The sequence below is a fragment of the Flammeovirga pectinis genome (genome assembly GCF_003970675.1).
Taxonomy (GTDB): Bacteria; Bacteroidota; Bacteroidia; order Cytophagales; family Flammeovirgaceae; genus Flammeovirga; species Flammeovirga pectinis.
Map to the genome: position 1 here is coordinate 2,204,417 of NZ_CP034562.1, position 19,030 is coordinate 2,223,446.

15 protein-coding genes are annotated in these 19,030 nt (G+C 31.2%); 5 read left to right on the forward strand and 10 right to left on the reverse strand.

The annotated features are described in order from the left end of the window. Positions 1-62 precede the first annotated feature (62 nt). The 3 genes from EI427_RS08745 to EI427_RS08755 all read right to left on the reverse strand — a co-directional run bounded on the left by EI427_RS08745 (position 63) and on the right by EI427_RS08755 (position 4,017). Positions 63-1,190 carry a BamA/TamA family outer membrane protein gene (locus EI427_RS08745; RefSeq protein WP_126613709.1) on the reverse strand — a complete coding sequence of 376 codons (1,128 nt, stop codon included), beginning with the start codon at positions 1,188-1,190 and terminating at the stop codon, positions 63-65. 153 nt (positions 1,191-1,343) lie between these two features. After that, positions 1,344-2,447 (reverse strand): acyltransferase family protein, encoded by a 1,104-nt coding sequence (locus EI427_RS08750; RefSeq protein ID WP_126613711.1) that lies wholly within the window; start codon positions 2,445-2,447, stop codon positions 1,344-1,346. A 124-nt stretch (positions 2,448-2,571) separates the two neighbouring features. Further along, positions 2,572-4,017 (reverse strand): sodium:solute symporter, encoded by a 1,446-nt coding sequence (locus EI427_RS08755; RefSeq protein ID WP_126613713.1) that lies wholly within the window; start codon positions 4,015-4,017, stop codon positions 2,572-2,574. 159 nt (positions 4,018-4,176) lie between these two features. On the opposite strand from EI427_RS08755, the gene EI427_RS08760 reads away from it, so the two are divergent. From EI427_RS08760 to EI427_RS08770, 3 genes are read left to right on the forward strand one after another with little or no spacing between them, the layout of a single operon-like run. Then, positions 4,177-4,668, forward strand: coding sequence for an RNA polymerase sigma factor (locus EI427_RS08760; RefSeq protein ID WP_126613715.1), 492 nt, complete (start codon positions 4,177-4,179; stop codon positions 4,666-4,668). Next, entirely contained in the window at positions 4,652-5,287 is a 636-nt protein-coding gene (locus tag EI427_RS08765; protein WP_126613717.1) for a hypothetical protein, read from the forward strand. Before EI427_RS08760 ends, EI427_RS08765 begins: the two co-directional genes overlap by 17 nt. Before the next feature lie 46 nt (positions 5,288-5,333). Continuing rightward, positions 5,334-6,032, forward strand: coding sequence for a hypothetical protein (locus tag EI427_RS08770; RefSeq protein ID WP_126613719.1), 699 nt, complete (start codon positions 5,334-5,336; stop codon positions 6,030-6,032). A gap of 65 nt (positions 6,033-6,097) precedes the next feature. On the opposite strand, the gene EI427_RS08775 is transcribed toward EI427_RS08770, so the two are convergent. From EI427_RS08775 to EI427_RS08805, 7 genes are all read right to left on the reverse strand, one after another. Beyond that, complete coding sequence (locus tag EI427_RS08775) at positions 6,098-7,108, reverse strand: GGGtGRT protein (RefSeq protein WP_126613721.1); 1,011 nt, start codon at positions 7,106-7,108, stop codon at positions 6,098-6,100. A gap of 48 nt (positions 7,109-7,156) precedes the next feature. After that, positions 7,157-7,855, reverse strand: coding sequence for an iron-sulfur cluster assembly scaffold protein (locus tag EI427_RS08780; protein WP_126613723.1), 699 nt, complete (start codon positions 7,853-7,855; stop codon positions 7,157-7,159). A 161-nt stretch (positions 7,856-8,016) separates the two neighbouring features. Continuing rightward, complete coding sequence (locus tag EI427_RS08785) at positions 8,017-10,110, reverse strand: 7TM diverse intracellular signaling domain-containing protein (RefSeq protein WP_126613725.1); 2,094 nt, start codon at positions 10,108-10,110, stop codon at positions 8,017-8,019. Continuing rightward, on the reverse strand, positions 10,107-10,826 hold the full coding sequence (locus EI427_RS08790; RefSeq protein ID WP_126613727.1) for a transmembrane-type terpene cyclase: 720 nt from the start codon (positions 10,824-10,826) through the stop codon (positions 10,107-10,109). The genes EI427_RS08785 and EI427_RS08790 overlap by 4 nt, the downstream gene beginning before the upstream one ends. Positions 10,827-10,835: 9 nt before the next feature. Further along, positions 10,836-12,047: an oxygenase MpaB family protein gene (locus EI427_RS08795; protein ID WP_170178427.1), complete on the reverse strand. Its 1,212-nt coding sequence runs from the start codon at positions 12,045-12,047 to the stop codon at positions 10,836-10,838. 129 nt (positions 12,048-12,176) lie between these two features. Continuing rightward, complete coding sequence (locus EI427_RS08800) at positions 12,177-13,361, reverse strand: exo-beta-N-acetylmuramidase NamZ family protein (RefSeq protein WP_126613731.1); 1,185 nt, start codon at positions 13,359-13,361, stop codon at positions 12,177-12,179. After that, positions 13,354-15,204, reverse strand: a complete 1,851-nt coding sequence (locus tag EI427_RS08805; protein ID WP_126613733.1) for a glycoside hydrolase family 3 protein — start codon at positions 15,202-15,204, stop codon at positions 13,354-13,356. Before EI427_RS08805 ends, EI427_RS08800 begins: the two co-directional genes overlap by 8 nt. Positions 15,205-15,297: 93 nt before the next feature. On the opposite strand from EI427_RS08805, the gene EI427_RS08810 reads away from it, so the two are divergent. Both EI427_RS08810 and EI427_RS08815 read left to right on the forward strand, forming a co-directional pair. Continuing rightward, on the forward strand, positions 15,298-16,242 hold the full coding sequence (locus tag EI427_RS08810; RefSeq protein WP_126613735.1) for a hypothetical protein: 945 nt from the start codon (positions 15,298-15,300) through the stop codon (positions 16,240-16,242). Positions 16,243-16,252: 10 nt separating this feature from the next. After that, positions 16,253-18,949 carry a CHAT domain-containing protein gene (locus EI427_RS08815; protein ID WP_126613737.1) on the forward strand — a complete coding sequence of 899 codons (2,697 nt, stop codon included), beginning with the start codon at positions 16,253-16,255 and terminating at the stop codon, positions 18,947-18,949. Positions 18,950-19,030 lie beyond the last annotated feature (81 nt).

Sequence of the window (19,030 nt, forward strand, 5' to 3'; positions counted from 1 at the left end):
GGAAGTGGTTAATAAAGTTTCCACAAAATTAACACATTTTCCCATAGTAAGTTAATAAATATTTAAAAAGCTTCACCAAATGTAAGATATAACCCAGAACTACCATCTGGGCCTACTCCATAGTCAGCTCTAAGTGTTGCTCGATCCTCTTTATTAATTGTTAACCGAAAACCTGCTCCTCCAGCAACCTTTAATTTTCGAACATCAAAATCATTCCATTCGTTCATTACTTCTGCCGTTGAAATAAAGGCTGTCATCCCTAACCTCCAAAATAAATGCTGACGAATTTCTGCTTGAGCAGCAACCATGTGGTTATCTCTATATCTTCCCTCATAGATTCCCCTCATCATGTTTAAACCACCCATTAAAGATATTTCTCTAAATGGAGTATCTCCGTATGTCTGATTTACAATTCCTTGAAAAGCCAATACCGTTTTAGCCTCTTTTTCTCTACCCAAATCATAGTATTTACGCATATCTAGTTTTATGCTTGTAAATTTATAATCGCTACCTAACCAAGTTGGATAAAATGCAGCTCTAAATTCTATAAAATATCCTGTAGAGGGCACTAGAACTATATCTCTTGTATCCCATTTATATACTAATCCTAAACCCGAATTTACACCACCTTCATAGCCAGGAATTTCTTCTAAAGTTCCAGTACCATCTTCTCTTGGTGCTACACTAATATCCCAAAAATTGGCATATCTATACTGAAGACCAACGAACATATTCTCTTTAATTTTCCTTAGTAATTGCTGACGAAAATCAAACTTTGACCAGTCCATTAATTGTTCGTTAGACGATGGTGTATCGTTACCAATACCATAATATTTTTCAGGATATTTGGCATATTCCCAAGTTCCTTCTAAGAGCCAATCTTCATTATTTGTAAAAATTGTATGTTCTAATTTTAAACGCATCTGATTTTCCAATGTATAGAAACCAATAAACGTTGCATTAGATGGACGTGTAGCAAAACTTGCTTTTCCTGGTTTAAATTGAAAAACACTTACTACACCAAATTCCCAACTTGTTTCTTGAGCATATGCTGGATACGGGAAACCTGTAAATTTTCTTTTATATAATGTGTCTATTTCAGAAGATAAATCATCTCCTTGGGCAAAAACCTGTTGATTAAAAAATAATAGCACACTTGTTAGTAGAATTAATATCTGTGTATTTCTCATTTGCTTTTCTATTGATAATACAACAAAGGTAACTTAAAATAATTGGGCTTTACTTAAAAAGGTTGTATTTGATTTACATAAAAAAAACACGCTACAGAAGGCAGTAATAATCTACTGAACTATAGCGTGTCTTAAAATAATTTTTGATTTATATCAGACCTTTATAACGATGTTCTTTCTATATAAAATCAATATTGGAATTGATAATAAAAGAACATAGCTAATTGCGTATACTAAAGAGCATAGTTCTGCAGGTAAACCCGTACTTAAAATTGCAGTAAAAACATGACCTTTAATAGATTCTTCTCCTATCGTTATTACACCTAAAAGTCTTGCAAACATTTCTGCTAAAACATAAGCAGCCATTGGGTTTAAACCAAAAGCTTTCGCAACAAGAACTTTATCACGTGCTATCTTTTTAACATCAAAAAGCCAATAAGAAAGACCTAAGAATATAGCTCCAAGTCCACCTGTAAATAACACATATGATGAAGTCCAAAGACTTTTATTAATCGGAAAAAGAGGATGCCATACCAATCCTAAAACCATTACAATTGTACCATAAAAAACAAGTTTTCTAACGACTACCAGTCCTCTATTTTGTTTTACTAAAATACCCGAAAACAATCCCAAAATTGCTGTACAAATAGCGGGTAGTGTAGAAACTAACCCTTCTGGGTCCCATGTTTTTGTACCAGACCACATATGCCCGTTGAGTACTAAATTATCTATATATGCAGAAATAACACCATTTGGGTTATTAAGATCTACAGCTTCTAAACCCGGTACAGGAACAAGAGCCATAACTGCCCAATAGCCAAATAATATTAATAAAAAGACTCCTAAAATCTTTTCTTTAGGAAGATAAAGAAATAATGCTGAGGTAATTATAAATACAATTCCTATACGTTGTAATACCCCTGGCACTCGCATTTCTCCAAAATTAAAAAATGGAAATAAGCCTAAGAATAAACCAATTGCAATTAATTTAAAACCACGCCAAACTGCTTTTTTCATAACAGTAGGACGTTTTTCTGGGTCATCTTTCACTTTCATCATCGAAAAGCTAATTGAAACTCCAACTATAAATAAAAAGAAAGGAAATACTAGATCGGTTGGTGTACACCCATGCCACGATGCATGTTGAAAAGGTGCATAAATAGATGACCAACTCCCTGGATTATTAACCAAGATCATTAGTATAACAGTAAGTCCTCGAAAAATATCAAGAGATAATATTCGTTCTGAAGTTTTCATAAAATGTGTTGTTAGTATGAACTATAAATATCAAATGCTCTGTATATTTCAGCAACATTTTTAGACGAGTAGCTTAAATCTGCATATTAACTACATTAATTACACTACTCGTAAATAATCACCCTTATTTTTTTGATATTAATGTTAAACCCAACATAGTAAATCCAGCATTTACTAATAATATTTCGAACCCAAATTGATACCCAAATAATAATTCAGTCGAGTAGATATTTAGAATATAAGATAACACTGGCGATAAAAGACAAACAATTAAAACATACTTATCGTTTATTTTTTTCTTTGTGAAAATCCCAAAAACAAACAACCCTAATAATGGACCGTAAGTATACCCTGCCGCTTTAAAAACAGAAGAAACTACACTATCATCATTTAGCAACCTAAACCCAACTATTACAAGAAATAATATAAATGAGAACATCACATGCACCAATTTTCTTTTTCTATTTTTTATTGATGCATCCTCCTCTTCATTTAAATTTAAAAAATCTATACAGAATGCTGTTGTTAAAGCCGTTAATGCCGAATCTGCACTAGAAAAAGCAGCAGCTATAATTCCTAATAAAAATACAATTGCCGTAAACAAGCCAAAATGATGTAAGGCCAACATTGGATATAATTCATCTGATCTAGTAGGCAAAGGGATTGCATTGTATGCCGCAAATTCGTAAAGCAAAACTCCTAAAAACAAGAAGATTACCGTTGCAATAAAAAATGCTAAGGCAAACCACAATACATTTTTTTGTGCCTCGCCTACATTTTTACATGTAAGGTTTTTCTGCATAATATTTTGATCTAAACCGTTCATAGAAATGGTAATGAAAATACCTGCCAAGAATTGTTTCCAAAAGAAATTACCTGCTTTCCAATCCCAAACAAATATATCCGACATTTTACTTTCGTAAACGGTAGAAACCATACTATCAACAGACATATTTAGTGAATTATAAATAGTATAAATCGTCCAGACTGCTGCCAGTAATAAAAAGGTAGTTTGTAAAGTATCTGTCCATACAATAGTTTTTATTCCACCTTTAAAAGTATACAGCCAAATTAAAAGTATAGTTACTAATACAGCTACCCAAAAAGGGATATTATATGCATCAAAAAACGCTAACTGCAATACTAATGCAGCTAAGTACAATCTAAAAGAAGCACCTATTGTTTGTGATAGCATAAAAAAGAAGGAACCCGTTTTATAGCTCTTCACTCCAAACCTATCCTTTAGGTATTCATAAATTGATATTAATTTTTTGCTATAAAACAAAGGAATCAATACATAAGCAATTACTACATACCCAACCATATTACCCATCATGAATTGAAGGTAACTCCACCCAGAAGTTGCTACTGTTCCGGGAACTGAAATAAAGGTAACTCCAGATAAAGTTGCTCCTACCATTCCATAAGCAACCAAATACCATTTAGAAGATCTATTTGCTATAAAAAATGATTCCGATTGCCCCTCTCCTGACACAGAAGTCAATTTAGATATGAGCATTAAAAAGCCGAAGTACAAAAGAATAACTAACGCTACTGTAGTTGCTAACATAGATAAAAAATATTGTTCTTAATTTAATAAGATGAATATAGACAAAAATAGAGAGTTGTGTAGTCCAATACTTAACTTGTCTTTTCAGAAAAATGAAAAAAAATTAATTGGAGTGTAATAAATTGATGAACGAAGCCACTAATAAAAATAAAAAGTATCGTGAGCAGTGATTTCTATACTACATTCATTCAACCTCATAGCGGGATAATTATTAAAATATGCCGAGCATATACAAATACACAAGAAGATTTCGAAGATTATTATCAAGAAGTCTGCTTACAAGTATGGAAAAGTAAAGACAACTTTAATCAAGAAGCCGATTGGTCTACTTGGGTATATAGAATAGCCTTGAATGTAAATTTGACTTTACTCAAAAAAAAGAAAAACAATAGCCAGAATTTTGCTAGCGATTACCTTCCAATAGAAATGCAAGAAGATAGTAAAGCATTTGTTGACGAAGATCTCGAGTTACTTTACGATGCTATTAGAAAACTATCCGAAATAGATAGAGCAGTTATTCTACTTTATTTAGAAGAAAAGTCTTACAAAGAAATTGCTGAAACATTTAATGCTACATCAAATAACATTGGGGTACGCATAAAAAGAATTAAAGAACGCTTAAAAAAATTATTAGATGGAAAAGTCAATTGAATCAATATGGAAAAATGGATTTCTAAATCAAGAGGCATTAGTTGCCCCAAAAATCAATGCTCTCTATGAAAAGAAATCAATTAATTTTGTCGATAAATTTATTCGTGATTTTAAAATCAACTTATGGGCAATACTATTTTTCACAATCGTGCCTATAACAATTGGAGTTGTTGGTAATGTATTAATTCCGTGTTTACTCATTAATTTACAATTATGGTATGCTGTATATTATGGCAAAAAAAAGCTCGATACTCTAAAATCTCTAGAAAAAACAACTTCTAGTTTTGTTTACATTAAGCAATTTGATGAATGGTTAAAAAACACCATTAAGGGATATACCAATATTTATAGATTCATGTACCCGATGATATTCATTCTCTCTACCATCATTGTCTGGGAAACTATTTTTAAACAAGAAGTTATTGATAATTTCGATGCTTCTGAATTATTTATGGGCTTACCTATAAATGGAATGCTACTTGTTGGTATTGGAGCCATAATTATTTCTTTATCGGCTAAAAAGCTTTATAAAATAGACATGGATTTAGTATATAAATCTCAGTTTAAGAAGTTGGAAGAAATGATCTTAGAGATGGAAGAGTTAAGAAATGAAGAATAATTTTTTAAATTGAACTATCGTTCCCAATAAATTAAACATATAACTAATGAGACCTCTTTATTTCTTCATTTTTGCTGTAATTATTTCAGCACCTAAAATAGTATTTGCTCAAATTACAACTAATACTAATTTATATGAATTAGTAGACCCAAACCAACAAAACGTTGATCTTTTGTATGGTAAAAAAACGCAAACTTTTAAAGGCTCACCATTTTATATTGACGAATGGGAAGTTGGCCATGTCACTTTAATTGATGGCAGTAGTTTTACTAATGTTCTTATAAAGTTTAATGTCTATTCTAATGAACTTTGGTCTATGAAAGACGAAAAGAATGTAATAGTTGTTAACAAAAAAGAGGTGCGCTCTTTCGGTTGGAAAAGTGAGAATGAAGGTGAATTACTTTTTGAGCAAATAAAAATAGAGAATAAAAAACAGTATGCTGAAGTTATCTTCAAGGATGATAAATTTCAACTTTATAAAATTAGAAAGAAGAAATTCAATAAGAAGGATGACAGCACAAGTAATTCCTATTCTGAAGCAAAAGATGAATTTGCTTGGCAAAAACCACAGTTATTCCTAGTATCTGATGGTAAGGTGAAGCAAGTATCCTCAAAAGAAAAAGAATTCTATGCTATTTTTGGAGACAAAAAATCCGAAGTTCATAAGTTCGCAAAATCAAATAAACTAAAGACAAAAAATAAAAGTGATTTAGAAGAAATATTTGCTTTCTATAGAACTTTATAAAAGTAAAAAGCCACTCTTAACACAAAGTTAAAAGTGGCTTTTTTGTTAAATTATTTTATAATCAGCTAAACTAACTCAGCTGATAAAGCTTCTTGTAAAGCTACTGCTACTGCAACAGATGCACCTACCATTGGGTTGTTACCCATACCAATAAGTCCCATCATTTCTACGTGAGCAGGAACAGAAGATGAACCTGCAAACTGTGCATCAGAGTGCATTCTACCCATTGTATCCGTCATACCGTAAGAAGCAGGTCCTGCACCAACATTATCTGGATGAAGTGTACGACCAGTACCACCACCAGATGCTACAGAGAAGTATTTTTTACCTTCTTCTAATCTTTCTTTTTTATAAGTACCTGCTACTGGGTGTTGAAAACGTGTTGGATTTGTTGAATTACCTGTAATAGAAACATCAACATCTTCTAAATGCATAATTGAAACGCCTTCACGTACATCATCTGCACCATAACATTTTACTGTTCCTCTTGGTCCTTTAGAAAAACGACGCTCCTCTAGAATATTTAAATCACCCGTTTCATAATCATACTGTGTTTTAACGTATGTAAAACCGTTTATTCTTGAGATTAAGTAAGCAGCATCTTTTCCTAAACCATTCAAGATTACTCTTAAAGGATTAGTTCTTACTTTATTTGCTGATAATGCAATTTTAATTGCTCCTTCAGCCGCTGCAAAAGACTCATGACCTGCTAAGAACGCAAAGCAATTTGTATCTTCATGTAACAATCTTGCAGCAAGATTACCATGTCCTATACCCACTTTTCTTTGGTCTGCTACAGAACCTGGTATACAGAAAGCCTGTATGCCTTCACCTAGAACTGCTGCAATATCACTTGCTTGAGTTAAACCTTTTTTTAATGCGATTGCCGCACCTAATATATATGCCCATTTAGCATTTTCGAAAGCAATTGGTTGAGTTTCTGTTACAATATTGTATACATCAACACCATGCTCTTCTACGTATTTTCTTGTTTCTTCTAAAGATTCAAAATCGTATTCTTTAAGAACTTTTTCAATTTTGTCAATTCTTCTTTCGTATCCTTCAAATAAAGCCATGATTGTAATTTTTTAATGTGGTAAAATAAATTTTAATAAAAGGGATTCTTATTGATGACGTGGGTCGATATATCTTTCGGCCTCATCGAAACGTCCATAATTGCCTTTCGCTTTTTCCATTGCTTCATTGGCGTCAATTCCTTTTTGGATCATCTCCATCATTTTACCTAAGTGAACAAATTCATATCCGATCACTTCATCATTATCATCAATTGCTAATCTTGTGACATAACCTTCGGCTACTTCTAAATATCTTACGCCTTTAGCTCTAGTACCATAAGTAGTACCAACTTGGCTTCTTAATCCTTTTCCTAAATCTTCAAGTCCTGCTCCAATTGGCAAGCCACCTTCAGAAAAAGCTGATTGTGTTCTACCGTAAACAAATTGAGAGAAAATCTCTTTCATTGCTACATTAATAGCATCACAAACAAGATCAGTATTTAAAGCTTCCATAATTGTTTTACCTGGCAAAATTTCTGATGCCATAGCTGCAGAATGTGTCATTCCTGTACAACCTACTGTTTCAATTAAAGCTTCTTCAATAATTCCATTTTTAACATTAATAGTTAACTTAGATGCCCCTTGTTGAGGTGCACAAGTACCAACACCATGAGACAAACCAGAAATATCGTAAACGTCTTTTGCGTGAACCATTTTACCTTCAACTGGAATTGGTGCATTTCTATGTGCATTACCCCCCATTTGCGTCAACGGACACATGCCCTGAATTTCTGCTGTATAATTCATGATGATGTATTTTTTATAATGTTATAATTTTCTTTGTATGGTAGATTATACGGCCATTATAAAAATTGATCTATCATTTTTTGTTAACAACAGTCAAATAAATTGTCATATTTTAATACTGATTTAAAATAGGTTAAAATGATATTTTTCAATGATAAATATTATTCCAAACTCATTCCAAAAACTAAAATATCATCAATCTGTTCGATCTTTCCATTATTAGTCCATTTGTTCAATTCACTATATAATATCTTCTCTTGTTGTATATGATTGTATTTTGAGATCTCCAATAATAAATTTTTGAATTTCTTGGGCATAAATTTCTTTCCATTAGCTCCAAACTGATCTTGATACCCATCAGAATACATATACATAGTAATTGGAGAATCTTTATATGAAATCGTTTGATCATTAAACGGATCATCTAAAAAATTAAGATTTCCTCCAATAGAATTTCTTGAACCTTTAAATACTTTTAATTCATTTTCTTGAATTACAACAAGTGGATTTTTTGCTCCCGAGTATTCAATTTCTTTTTTCTTTTCATCAATTACACAAACAACTGCATCCATACCATCATTCAAATGAGATGACTTTTGATTTAGTGCATATCTTATTTCCTGATCTAGTTGTTCTAGTATAACAGATGGTTTAATATCTTCTAAAGTAGATACAATCGTTTCTATTTTCTGAATGGCTAGAATACTCATTAAAGCACCAGGAACACCGTGCCCTGTACAATCGCCAACAATAACTATTGTTTTATCACGAACTCGTTTAAACCAATAGAAATCTCCAGAAACTGTATCTCTTGGTATATGTAAAACTGAAAAATCGTTTACATATTTTCCAATATTTTTTATTGTTGGCAATGAAGCATCCTGAATCCTTTTTGCATAATTAATACTTGATTTAATATTATCATGCTGTTTACCTAAACGAGAATTCATTTCTGACAATGTCTCATTCTGTATTTCAACCTCTTCCTTCGCTTCCAATAAATCCTTTGTTCTTCTAGACACTTCATTTTCAAGCATCACATTTTGCTCCATCATTAACTTTCTCACCTTCGCTTGTGAGTCTGTAATTTTAGCTCCTAAACTTAAAGAAAATATCATTTGCTCTAAACCAGAACCTATAAGTAAGGCCGATACATTTTTATACCCAAAAAGAACAGGAAGTAGATCAAAAGTTTGAAAGATGTGTAATGTTATAAACACGAAGTTTATGAGAATGCCATAATAAAAGAACTTTGCCGTTATACTAAATGATTTTTCTCTCTTAGCTATATAAATCAAAGGCAAATACGTTGCATTTATTAGAATTGTACCTAATGGAGTGATTACAAAGTACCATTCAAAATAGACGAATACATTCAAGATCATAAGGCCAACAATCACAATATTTAAAATTGTATATAAATTGCTGTACTTACTTTTTACGTTCAAAATATACTGCCCAAAAATTAAAAACAAAGCCGCAGAAGTAAACCCTGACCAATGAATTATTTGTTGGAAATATTCTGCATTTTCTAAATGAAAAATAATCTTACCAGAAAAACAATAATTAAATATTAGTACGGCTGTAGCATGCAATGCATAATAAATATAACCTTTATCTTTCACCATAAAGTAAAGACAAAAGTTATATAAAATCATTAAAGAAACTGCTCCAATAAATAAATATAGAATTAAATCTAAAGAATTTATTTTCTGATCTATTTTGGCTGTTTTTTCTAAAATAAGATCTTTAGGGACGGCTTGAAACTCAAAAAATGGTTTATCATCATTATTGCATTTCAAATAGTAGTGTGCAATGTTTTTATCTTCTAATGAGATCGGAAAATAAGAGTATCCTCTATATATTTTTTTCTTTAACTCATTATCATAAAGTATTCCTCCTTCACCAACTTTCTCAAAAGTCTTATTATCAAATGATCTATAGAGTTCTAAATGATCAAAACGACTATATACTAATTGTAGTAGTAGTGGATCTTCAGAATATTTTTCTACATCAAATTTTATCCAATACTGTGATTCTCCAGGTTTCACTTTGCTAAAAGAGTAGCGTTCGAAAGAAGATGTATGCTGTATAACGTTTAATAATTGATCTTCTTCAGATTCATACATCAAAAAATCACTATAGCTAAACAATGGCTTATCATTATTTTTAGCAATAGAGTCCTCAACCCTTTCGAATGAAATTAAAAGGAAAATTATAATTAAGTAAATTGAATAATTCAATGTATTTCTCATACCCCTACTTCTTCTTCAACTTCAATTTTTGCTTTACTCAAAATTTCTTCTTTTTTCCATTCAATAATCTTATCCTTATTTAATGTCAGCCAACCATAAAACATATCAAGAGCGAATGTTATAGCGGCAATAATAACCACAAATTGGGAAGATTGATCTCCTAAAAAAATAGCGACACCTACAAATACAGTCCCAAAACCTTTCCACATCGCAATAGAAAAACTTAATGCCTTTTCTTCAGGATGAGCAAGTATTAAAAAGATAAATAACGTAGACATGATAATATTTAAAATATATCCTGTACCAGCACCAATATCGTCTCCATATTGCATTACAAAACCATAAATTATTAAACCCCACAGAAAAAATCCTACAGATGTTACCCAATTAAAGTTCTTGAATATAAAAGGTACTCTCACTTGTTTTCTACCGTATTTATGTAAGTAAAAAAGCATAATTACATCAGTGATTAGCCACAGACGTATACCCCAAACAAAGAGTAATCCCAAATTGGTTGTAAAAACAGTACTGAATAATAATTCCCAAGCAACATTTGCAACTGCTGCCTCTATTGGAATACCAAAAAATTTATATTTGATAGCGTTATAAATAACTAATATGTACGTTACCGCCCAAAAAATAGCATCTAGAAAAAATAAAACTTGCTGCGTAACTGTATAATCTGAAAGATTAATATATTCCTTAATAAAATCCATTTCGTTAGTTTAGTTATGTTTTTGTAAGCTTAATCTAAAATTAAAAAGTGATGGAGAAGAAATGATTTCTTTCCATGTTGGTTGATTATCAATTTTCCATTTCTTTCTTAAAGATGGTGGTATTGTAAATTCAACAGATTGTCCTTTATAAAAGTAATTAAGTACACCTTGTAGTATAAGCATGTTAAACCTTTCTGATATAGCACAAATAAGCTTTGATTCATCTTTTTGATGATCCGCTATTTGAAATACTTTACAGACGGCTTTAATTACTAAAGTAGATTTTGCAGAACTATGTTTATCTAACCCTACAACATCAGCTAAATCATCACCTAATAAAAACCTCATAAAAGCTTCGGGAAAACCATCAAATTCTTCTCCTGGTATTACAGCTTTTAGAAACTCTACACAAGCTTCAGTAAGTTTATGACCAGCTTCTGAAGGTGCTTTTTGCTCGTCTAAAATTTTCTTACCTAATATTTCTCCTTCTTCAAATGTGGCTGGGATTATATCTGGGTGTACACCTAAAACCTTACCTACAACTGTCCATGTATATAAGTATGCTTTTTTCTCTTCGTCAGATACTGTTACACCTAATTTTTCTAAACCTTGTATTGGAAAAACTGAAAAAGAAAGAAGTGTTCCCAACATATCTTCTTGATTAATTGGCTCTCCTAATTTTTCTGTATCCCAAACGTGATGATTATGTCCTTTTTTATGATTTTTCTGTAAATAATAACGGATTGCTGCATGCATTAATCGCACTTTTTGTGCACTTATAATTCCTTTAGACGACTTATTTAAACCACCTTCAGACATTACATTAATTACAAACTGAGCAGTTTCCATTAATCTTTTAGTAAATGGTGCTAATCCTTGGTTTTTAGACGCCATAAACTGCCCTGTTCTGTACACTACTTCTGCACCATTTGCACAAGCATAGGTAGCAGGTAATGATTTACACAACAACATTGCTGATAAACCTGGGCCATGTTTTTCAAAAAAATCTTGACCTTGTTTTATAAGGTCATCATCTAAATCATGAATAAACTTTTGAGATTCCATGAAATAGTTTTGTAAAGAGATGTTCTTTATTTCTGGAATTTCTTTGCTACTAATTAATTCTACAAGGATCTGATTTACTCTATCAATCCCTTCTTCTTCAATAATTAATCGTATTGTTTCATCTGCTAACGGGTCTTTCTGGAGTCTAAGATCCATATCAACATTATTCATAGTAAAAGTTAGTATTTTGTTTAGCAAAAAAATAAGAGAGTCATAGTTGGCTGTAACAATAGCTCGCTTAAATATAAATTAGTTGTTTGATTAAATCTAATATTTCTGTAAATATCAATTGTATATAAGATATTTTGCTCTCATTTGTTTATACTTTTGAAGCTCTGATTCCCAAGATTTTTTAATCTGATCTTCACTTTGTCCTTCTTCAATAGCTAATCGTAACGCATCTGTACCTGATAATAGATCCATCCATTTCTTCTTAGTTATTACAGATTTACCTTCATACTTTTTATATAAATTATACCAATTAACAATATATTCTAATTGTAATCCTCCTTTCTCTTCAGTTCTTAAATCTTCTCCATAACATAACTCCCCTTTCAATACAGGGTTTGAAGCAGCTCCTTCTATAGACCTTGGTGTAAAGGTAAATACACCTAAACTATCATTAGGATAACCTATTACCTGGAAAGGGAAATCTGTTCCTCTACCAATACTAACAGGTGTTGCTTCGAAAAAACATAAAGAGGGGTATAATTTGATAGATTGATCGTTAGGTAAATTTGGTGATGGTTTGATTGGAAGGCTGTAAGTCATTTCATGATTATAATTCTTCACTTTAATCACTTCTATATCACAAATATTTTTATTTCTCAACCATCTCTCACCATTAATCATTTGAGCAAGTTCTCCTACCGTTAAACCATGAAGAATTGGAATAGCATGCATACCAACAAAAGAAGTAAATTCCTTTTTTAGAACAGGCCCATCAATATACATACCGTTTGGATTTGGCCTATCTAAAATAATGAGCTTTTTATTGGCTTCTGCACAAGCTTCCATCATATAATGCATAGAACTTATGTACGTATAAAAACGACAACCAACATCTTGAATATCAAAAATTACAACATCTACTTCTTTCAACAACTCTGGAGATGGACGTTTATTCTTTCCATATATTGAATAAATTTTTATGCCTGTTTTTTCATCCACACCATCTTTAACATGTGCACCGGCATCTGCTTTTCCTCTAAAACCATGTTCAGGAGCAAAAATCATTTTTATATCTACGCCTAAGTTTACTAATGAATCCACTAAATAAGTTGAACCAATTGTGGAAGTCTGATTAACAAGTACTCCAACTTTTTTATCTTTCAATAAGGTTAGATAATCTTCAGTTTGAGCCGCTCCAACAATAATTTCTTTAGGCTCTCCTTTATTTTTATCAGTTTTATCAGTTGATGTACACGATAGTAATGCCCAAACAACACAAAGCAGTATAGTTCTAATCATTTTGTTTATTAATTTTTGGTACTTCCTGTACGTTTAATTCTTCTGAATTTATTTTTTGAACATTATGATCATCGAAAGATTTTAAACCTATTCCTTCTTTAAATCTTTGATCTATGGTAACAGGCAATGTTCCTTTTGGAAGAATATCACCTAGAATTACTTTTGTAACCGATTTTCTTAATGCTTTATTATTCTGATAGGTAAGTATTAATCCTGAATTATTTTCAATATCCTTAAACGTTCTTAAAGTATAAGCATTTCCTAAAAACACTACAATTTGATTTTGCCATTTATTTGTGATATCAAAATATTTTAAAGTTGAATAAGTCACACCATAAGGATATTTCATAGTTGCCGTTGGTTTATGGTTTGTTAATTCAACAGCAATATCTTTTACTTTCTGACTCATATAAAGACCTCCAACTTGAGTAACAATTACATCGTATTTTTGTAATGCTTTTGTTAATTGAATAACCTGACTTTCACTTGCATACTTAGACAAGAAATAACTCTTAACATCTACCCCTTTTGCAATTAATCCTTTAGGTAATTCTTTGTAATCTGCTCCTATATTTACAATGGCTACTCTTCCACTATTTGTACTCAATGGTAAAAGTTGTTTTTTGTTTTCTAGTAGAGTGACTGCCTCATCAGAAATTTCTTGAATTAACTGTTGAGCTTCTAAAGGATGTAAATCTTCATCTAAATGAGATAATAGTAACCTTTTTTGTTTGTCAGCACCTACCCACCTTTTCATTAATAACATCCTGTAGCCTTTTTCATCTATTTGATGCCAAGACAAGTTTCCTTTATCAATCTGTAATTTCACTTCTTTTATTGCTTTGTCAATATGATTAGTAAATTCAATCACATCATTACCTGCAACCAATGCTTCTGCATCTGCTTTTCCATACCCTTTGTACTGCTTTGTTATAGCATCCATTAAAATCCCATCAGTAAAAATAAGGCCATTAAAACCCAATGAATCTCTTAAGATTTCTTGTATAATTTTATGGGATAAAGAAGAGGTTTTATCATCCCAAACGGGTACTTGTAAATGTGCAGACATTACTCCTCCAACACCTGCTTCTATTAATTTAGAAAACGGGTATAATTCTAATGAATCTAACCTTTTTATAGAATGAGGAATAATAGGTAAATCTTTGTGTGAATCAACATTTGTATCACCATGACCAGGGAAATGCTTGGCTACAGAAACAACATTATTATCTTGAAGCCCTCTCATATATTGAATAGACTTTCTCGCTACTTTTTCTTTATTTTCTCCAAAAGAACGGTAATTAATAACTGGATTCAGAGGGTTGTTATTTAGATCTGCAACAGGTCCGTAACTGACTTTAACTCCTACTCTTTTCAATTGAGTAGAAATTTGTTCTGCCATTCTATATATTAATTCATCGTTTTCAATTGCACCTAATGTCATAGCATAAGGATAAGATATACCATCTTTAGGTAACCTCATTCCTAATCCCCATTCTGCATCTAAAGTATAAATTAAAGGCGTTTTGGCTACAGTATTTAATCTATTTATTGCATTTACTTGGTCTTCTGCTCTACCTTTAAAAAAGATTACTCCACCAACATTATATTTTCTTACAAGCATGCTTACTTCATTATAACTTTTTGGTGTGTAAAAAGGAACAATAAATAATTGAGCAATTTTTTCGTTATCAGAGAAAGCGTTCCAAACAGAGTCAACCCAAACAAGGTCTTCTTTAGAAGCATCAAAATACTTAGGGTATACATCATTTTGAGCATTCACATTAATGAAATAATGCATCAAAATAAATAAAAATGTAATTCTTTTAAGGAATTTGTACATGCTTATAAAATTGTGGCCGATTTTTGTTAGGTTAAAAACGAAAATACTAACTCATTCTTCAAATCAATCTATTCTTTAGAATATTTTTTATTTATGACAGTAAAAAAACTACTAATACTGCTTTTTTTAATTACAACATCAAATAGTTTCATTAATGCACAAGGGTGTAGTGATGCAGGTATTTGTACTACTGGAGCTTTAAATCCAGATTCCGATCGATTAAAATTTAATAAAGTTGATAATAAATTCACTTTAAGCTATCAAACCTATTGGCAAAGTTATAAAGAAAAAGCCTTTGATTATGGTATTAGCTTTAGTGTAGATTATAAGATTAACAGTAAAAGTTCTCTTCAAATAAAATCATTATATGCTTTCAGAGAAGGACCTTTAACAACTACTCAAGGAATTAGTGATATCACTCTTTCTTATTCTTATTTAGTAAAGCAATGGGACAATTGGAATTTATCGGCTGTTTTGGGTACTAAAATTCCAACTTCAGATGCTTCTTCTACTTTTGAGGGCAAACCTATTCCAATGTTTTACGAACCATCTCTAGGCACATACGATGGCCTTTTTGGTGTAGCACTTAATTCTAAAGCTTGGCATCTTTCTTTTGGTATACAGCAACCTTTAACAACGCTTGAAAATCACGAGTATGACCCTGAATATTATAAAAATGAACCAAATTACGAGTTTATGAAGAAGTGGTATACTTCTTCCAGACATCTTGATAGAAAATACGATGTCTCTGGAAGACTTAAATATACACTACGTACTTCTAAATGGTCTTTTGCTCCAAGTGTTTTAGCAATTTACAAGCATGACAGAACATATATTGAAAGTCTTGAAGATGGTGATTATTTGTTAGATGGCTCTCAAGGGCTAGTTGTAAACACAGTTGTTGAGGGATCTTATAATTTCTCTCCTCATTTAACATTATCTGCTATTGCAGCATATGCAGCTAAACAACGCGCCTTTAATCCTGATGGATTAGCGAGAGACTATGTTATAAATCTAATTATTAAACACCAATTCTAGAGATACTACTATGTACAAAAGCTATATAACAATACTGTTACTTTATTTTTTATCCTCTTTATGTAGTAACGCACAAAATATTTCATACGACAGTGCTGAAATTGCTTATGACTTTGGAAACCTTGACATTGCTGAGCAACAGTTACTATCACTTATAAAAAATGATGATGATAAAAATATCTTAAATAGAAGTGCTGCTTTAATTGGAAAAGTATACGGCCAAAAAGGGTTATATACCAAAGCCAATGAGTATCTAGATAATACTAACCTTGATAAAGCATTATTAAGTTATGCTGAAGTATTAAATACGAAAGGATATTTAGCACAACAACAAGGTTACCCCACTGCTGCTTTAAATTATTTAAATGATGCTTTTAATCTTACTGAAAAAGATGAAAACTCCATATATAAATCAAAAGTTCTAATTGAAACGCTTTCTTTAATAGCCATTTCTAATTGGCAACTTGGAGCTCAAGAAGATGCTATTGATTATGGTAAAAAAGCACTCAATATCAGTAATAAAATTCATGACAAAATTGATATTGCAAATTGCCATATAAACCTAGGATTATTATATAGCAAAACAGACACCTATAAGGCTCAATATTATTATGAGAAAGCTCTAGAAGATTATACTATCATTTTCCCAAATGAAAACCACCCTGCTATAGCTTCTATATACATTAATTTAGGTATTACTTTCGAGAAAAATTATTTTACTGATAAAGCAATTACCTCATTTGAAAAAGCTGCTTCTATTTGGGAGAAAACTTACGGTAGTGACCACCCCAATGTTGCTTTTGCATATACTTACATTGCTAATGCTTATTTAAAAAAGAACCAAGGTGATTTGGCTAATGAATTTTATGATTTTGCACTTACTCAATACCAAGGTGTATTTGGAGAGAAGCACCCAGAAATTGCAAATATTTATATCAAATTAGGAGAGATTGCATTCAAAAGTGACAAGACTCAAAAAGCATTAGATTTTTATCAGAAAGCACTTATTGCTAATAATAAAGATTTTAATGATGTCGCTATTTATTCAACTCCAAAAGTTAACAACTACCTAAATCCTTTTACTAATATCGTTGCCTTACAGAAAAAAGCATTTGCCTTAAAAAAGAGGCACTATCAAAAAACATTAAAAAGACAAGACCTTGTTTGTGGGTACAATAGCCTATACCTAGCTCATAAAATTATAGAAAATGTTAGAGCAGGTCAGAAAAATAAAGAAGACAAAATACAACTGAGTGCTATCACAAACGATGTTTATTCTGATGGTATTCAAATTTGCATTGCATTATCAGAAGCCTCTATTTCTTCACAAATATGGATAGAAAATGCTTTTCAATTTGTAGAATGGAGTAAATCAGCATCATTATTAGAGGCAATTCAAGAAACAAACGCTAAGTCTTTTGCTGGTATTCCTGATAAGCTGATTATAAAAGAAGAAAATATTCAAGAAGAAATTCATTCAATAGAACAGGCACTTATAAAAAGTGATAAAGTTGAAAAAAGAGACCTTCTAGAAAGTCAATTATTTGACAAAGAAAAAGAACTAGAAAACCACATCAAATTATTAGAAAATGAATATCCTAAATACTTTGATTTAAAATACAACCACACCTCTTTTGGCTATAAAGATGTAAAAGAAAAATTGGCTGAAAATGAGGCTATCATTAGTTACTTCATTTCAGAAAAAGATGAAAATCTATATATTTTTGTTGCCACTTCATCTAAGTTAAAAATCTATCAAGAAAAATTCACTCAAGAATTACAAGATGAAATTATCAGTTTAGAAACAGGCTTAAAATTTAATTTTGATGAGATTGTTTTTATGTCCTCAAAATATTTATCTGATATCTTATTCCCTTTCATCTTACCAAAAAAAATTAACCATTTGATTTTTTTACTTGATGGTAGAATTAATAACATTCCAATGGATGTTCTTTTTTCTGAAGTTGTAGAAAATGAAATGTTAAAGCCAGCTGACTATCCTTTCTTAACAAAGAAGTATGCCATATCTTATAACTATTCTTCTACCCTAGCTTTAAATATTAAGTTTATTGATAAAAACGAAACAATGAATATTGCCTGTTTTGCTCCTATTTTTTTTAGAGACTCAACAGGTTCAGATAATTTCAATCAGCTAGATGGAACTTTATCTGAGGTAAGAGAAATTGATAGAGTTTTTAAAGAGAAAAACTGGCTTTCATCATCATATTTATATGATAAAGCAAAAAAATCAATTCTTAAATCTGAAAAAATTAAAGATTATACACACTTACATTTTGCTACACACGGGCTAGTTGATGAAGAGCACCCTAATCAGTCTTTCATTTATTTAGTAAACGAGAAAAAATCTGAAGGTTTATTGTACGCATCCGAGATTTACAACTTAGAGTTCAATGCAGATTTAGTCACACTTTCCGCTTGTGAAACAGGCTTAGGTAAGCTTTCTAAAGGAGAAGGTTTAATTGGATTATCTAGGTCTTTAAAATACGCAGGAGTTGATAATACTATTGTTTCTTTATGGACTGTAGATGACATTTCAACGGCACTTCTAATGCAATACTTCTATAAAGAGTTAACAATAGAATATAATCTACCATTGGCTTTACAAAAAGCAAAAATTAGATTAATCAAAGAAGGTTTATACACCAGTCCATATTATTGGTCATCATTCTCATTAATAGGTCGTTAACTGAACTCGAATAGTATTTTTTCTGTTTTTACTGTAGACCATTCTTTTATCCCAAACTCTTAGAGAAAGATCTATTACAAT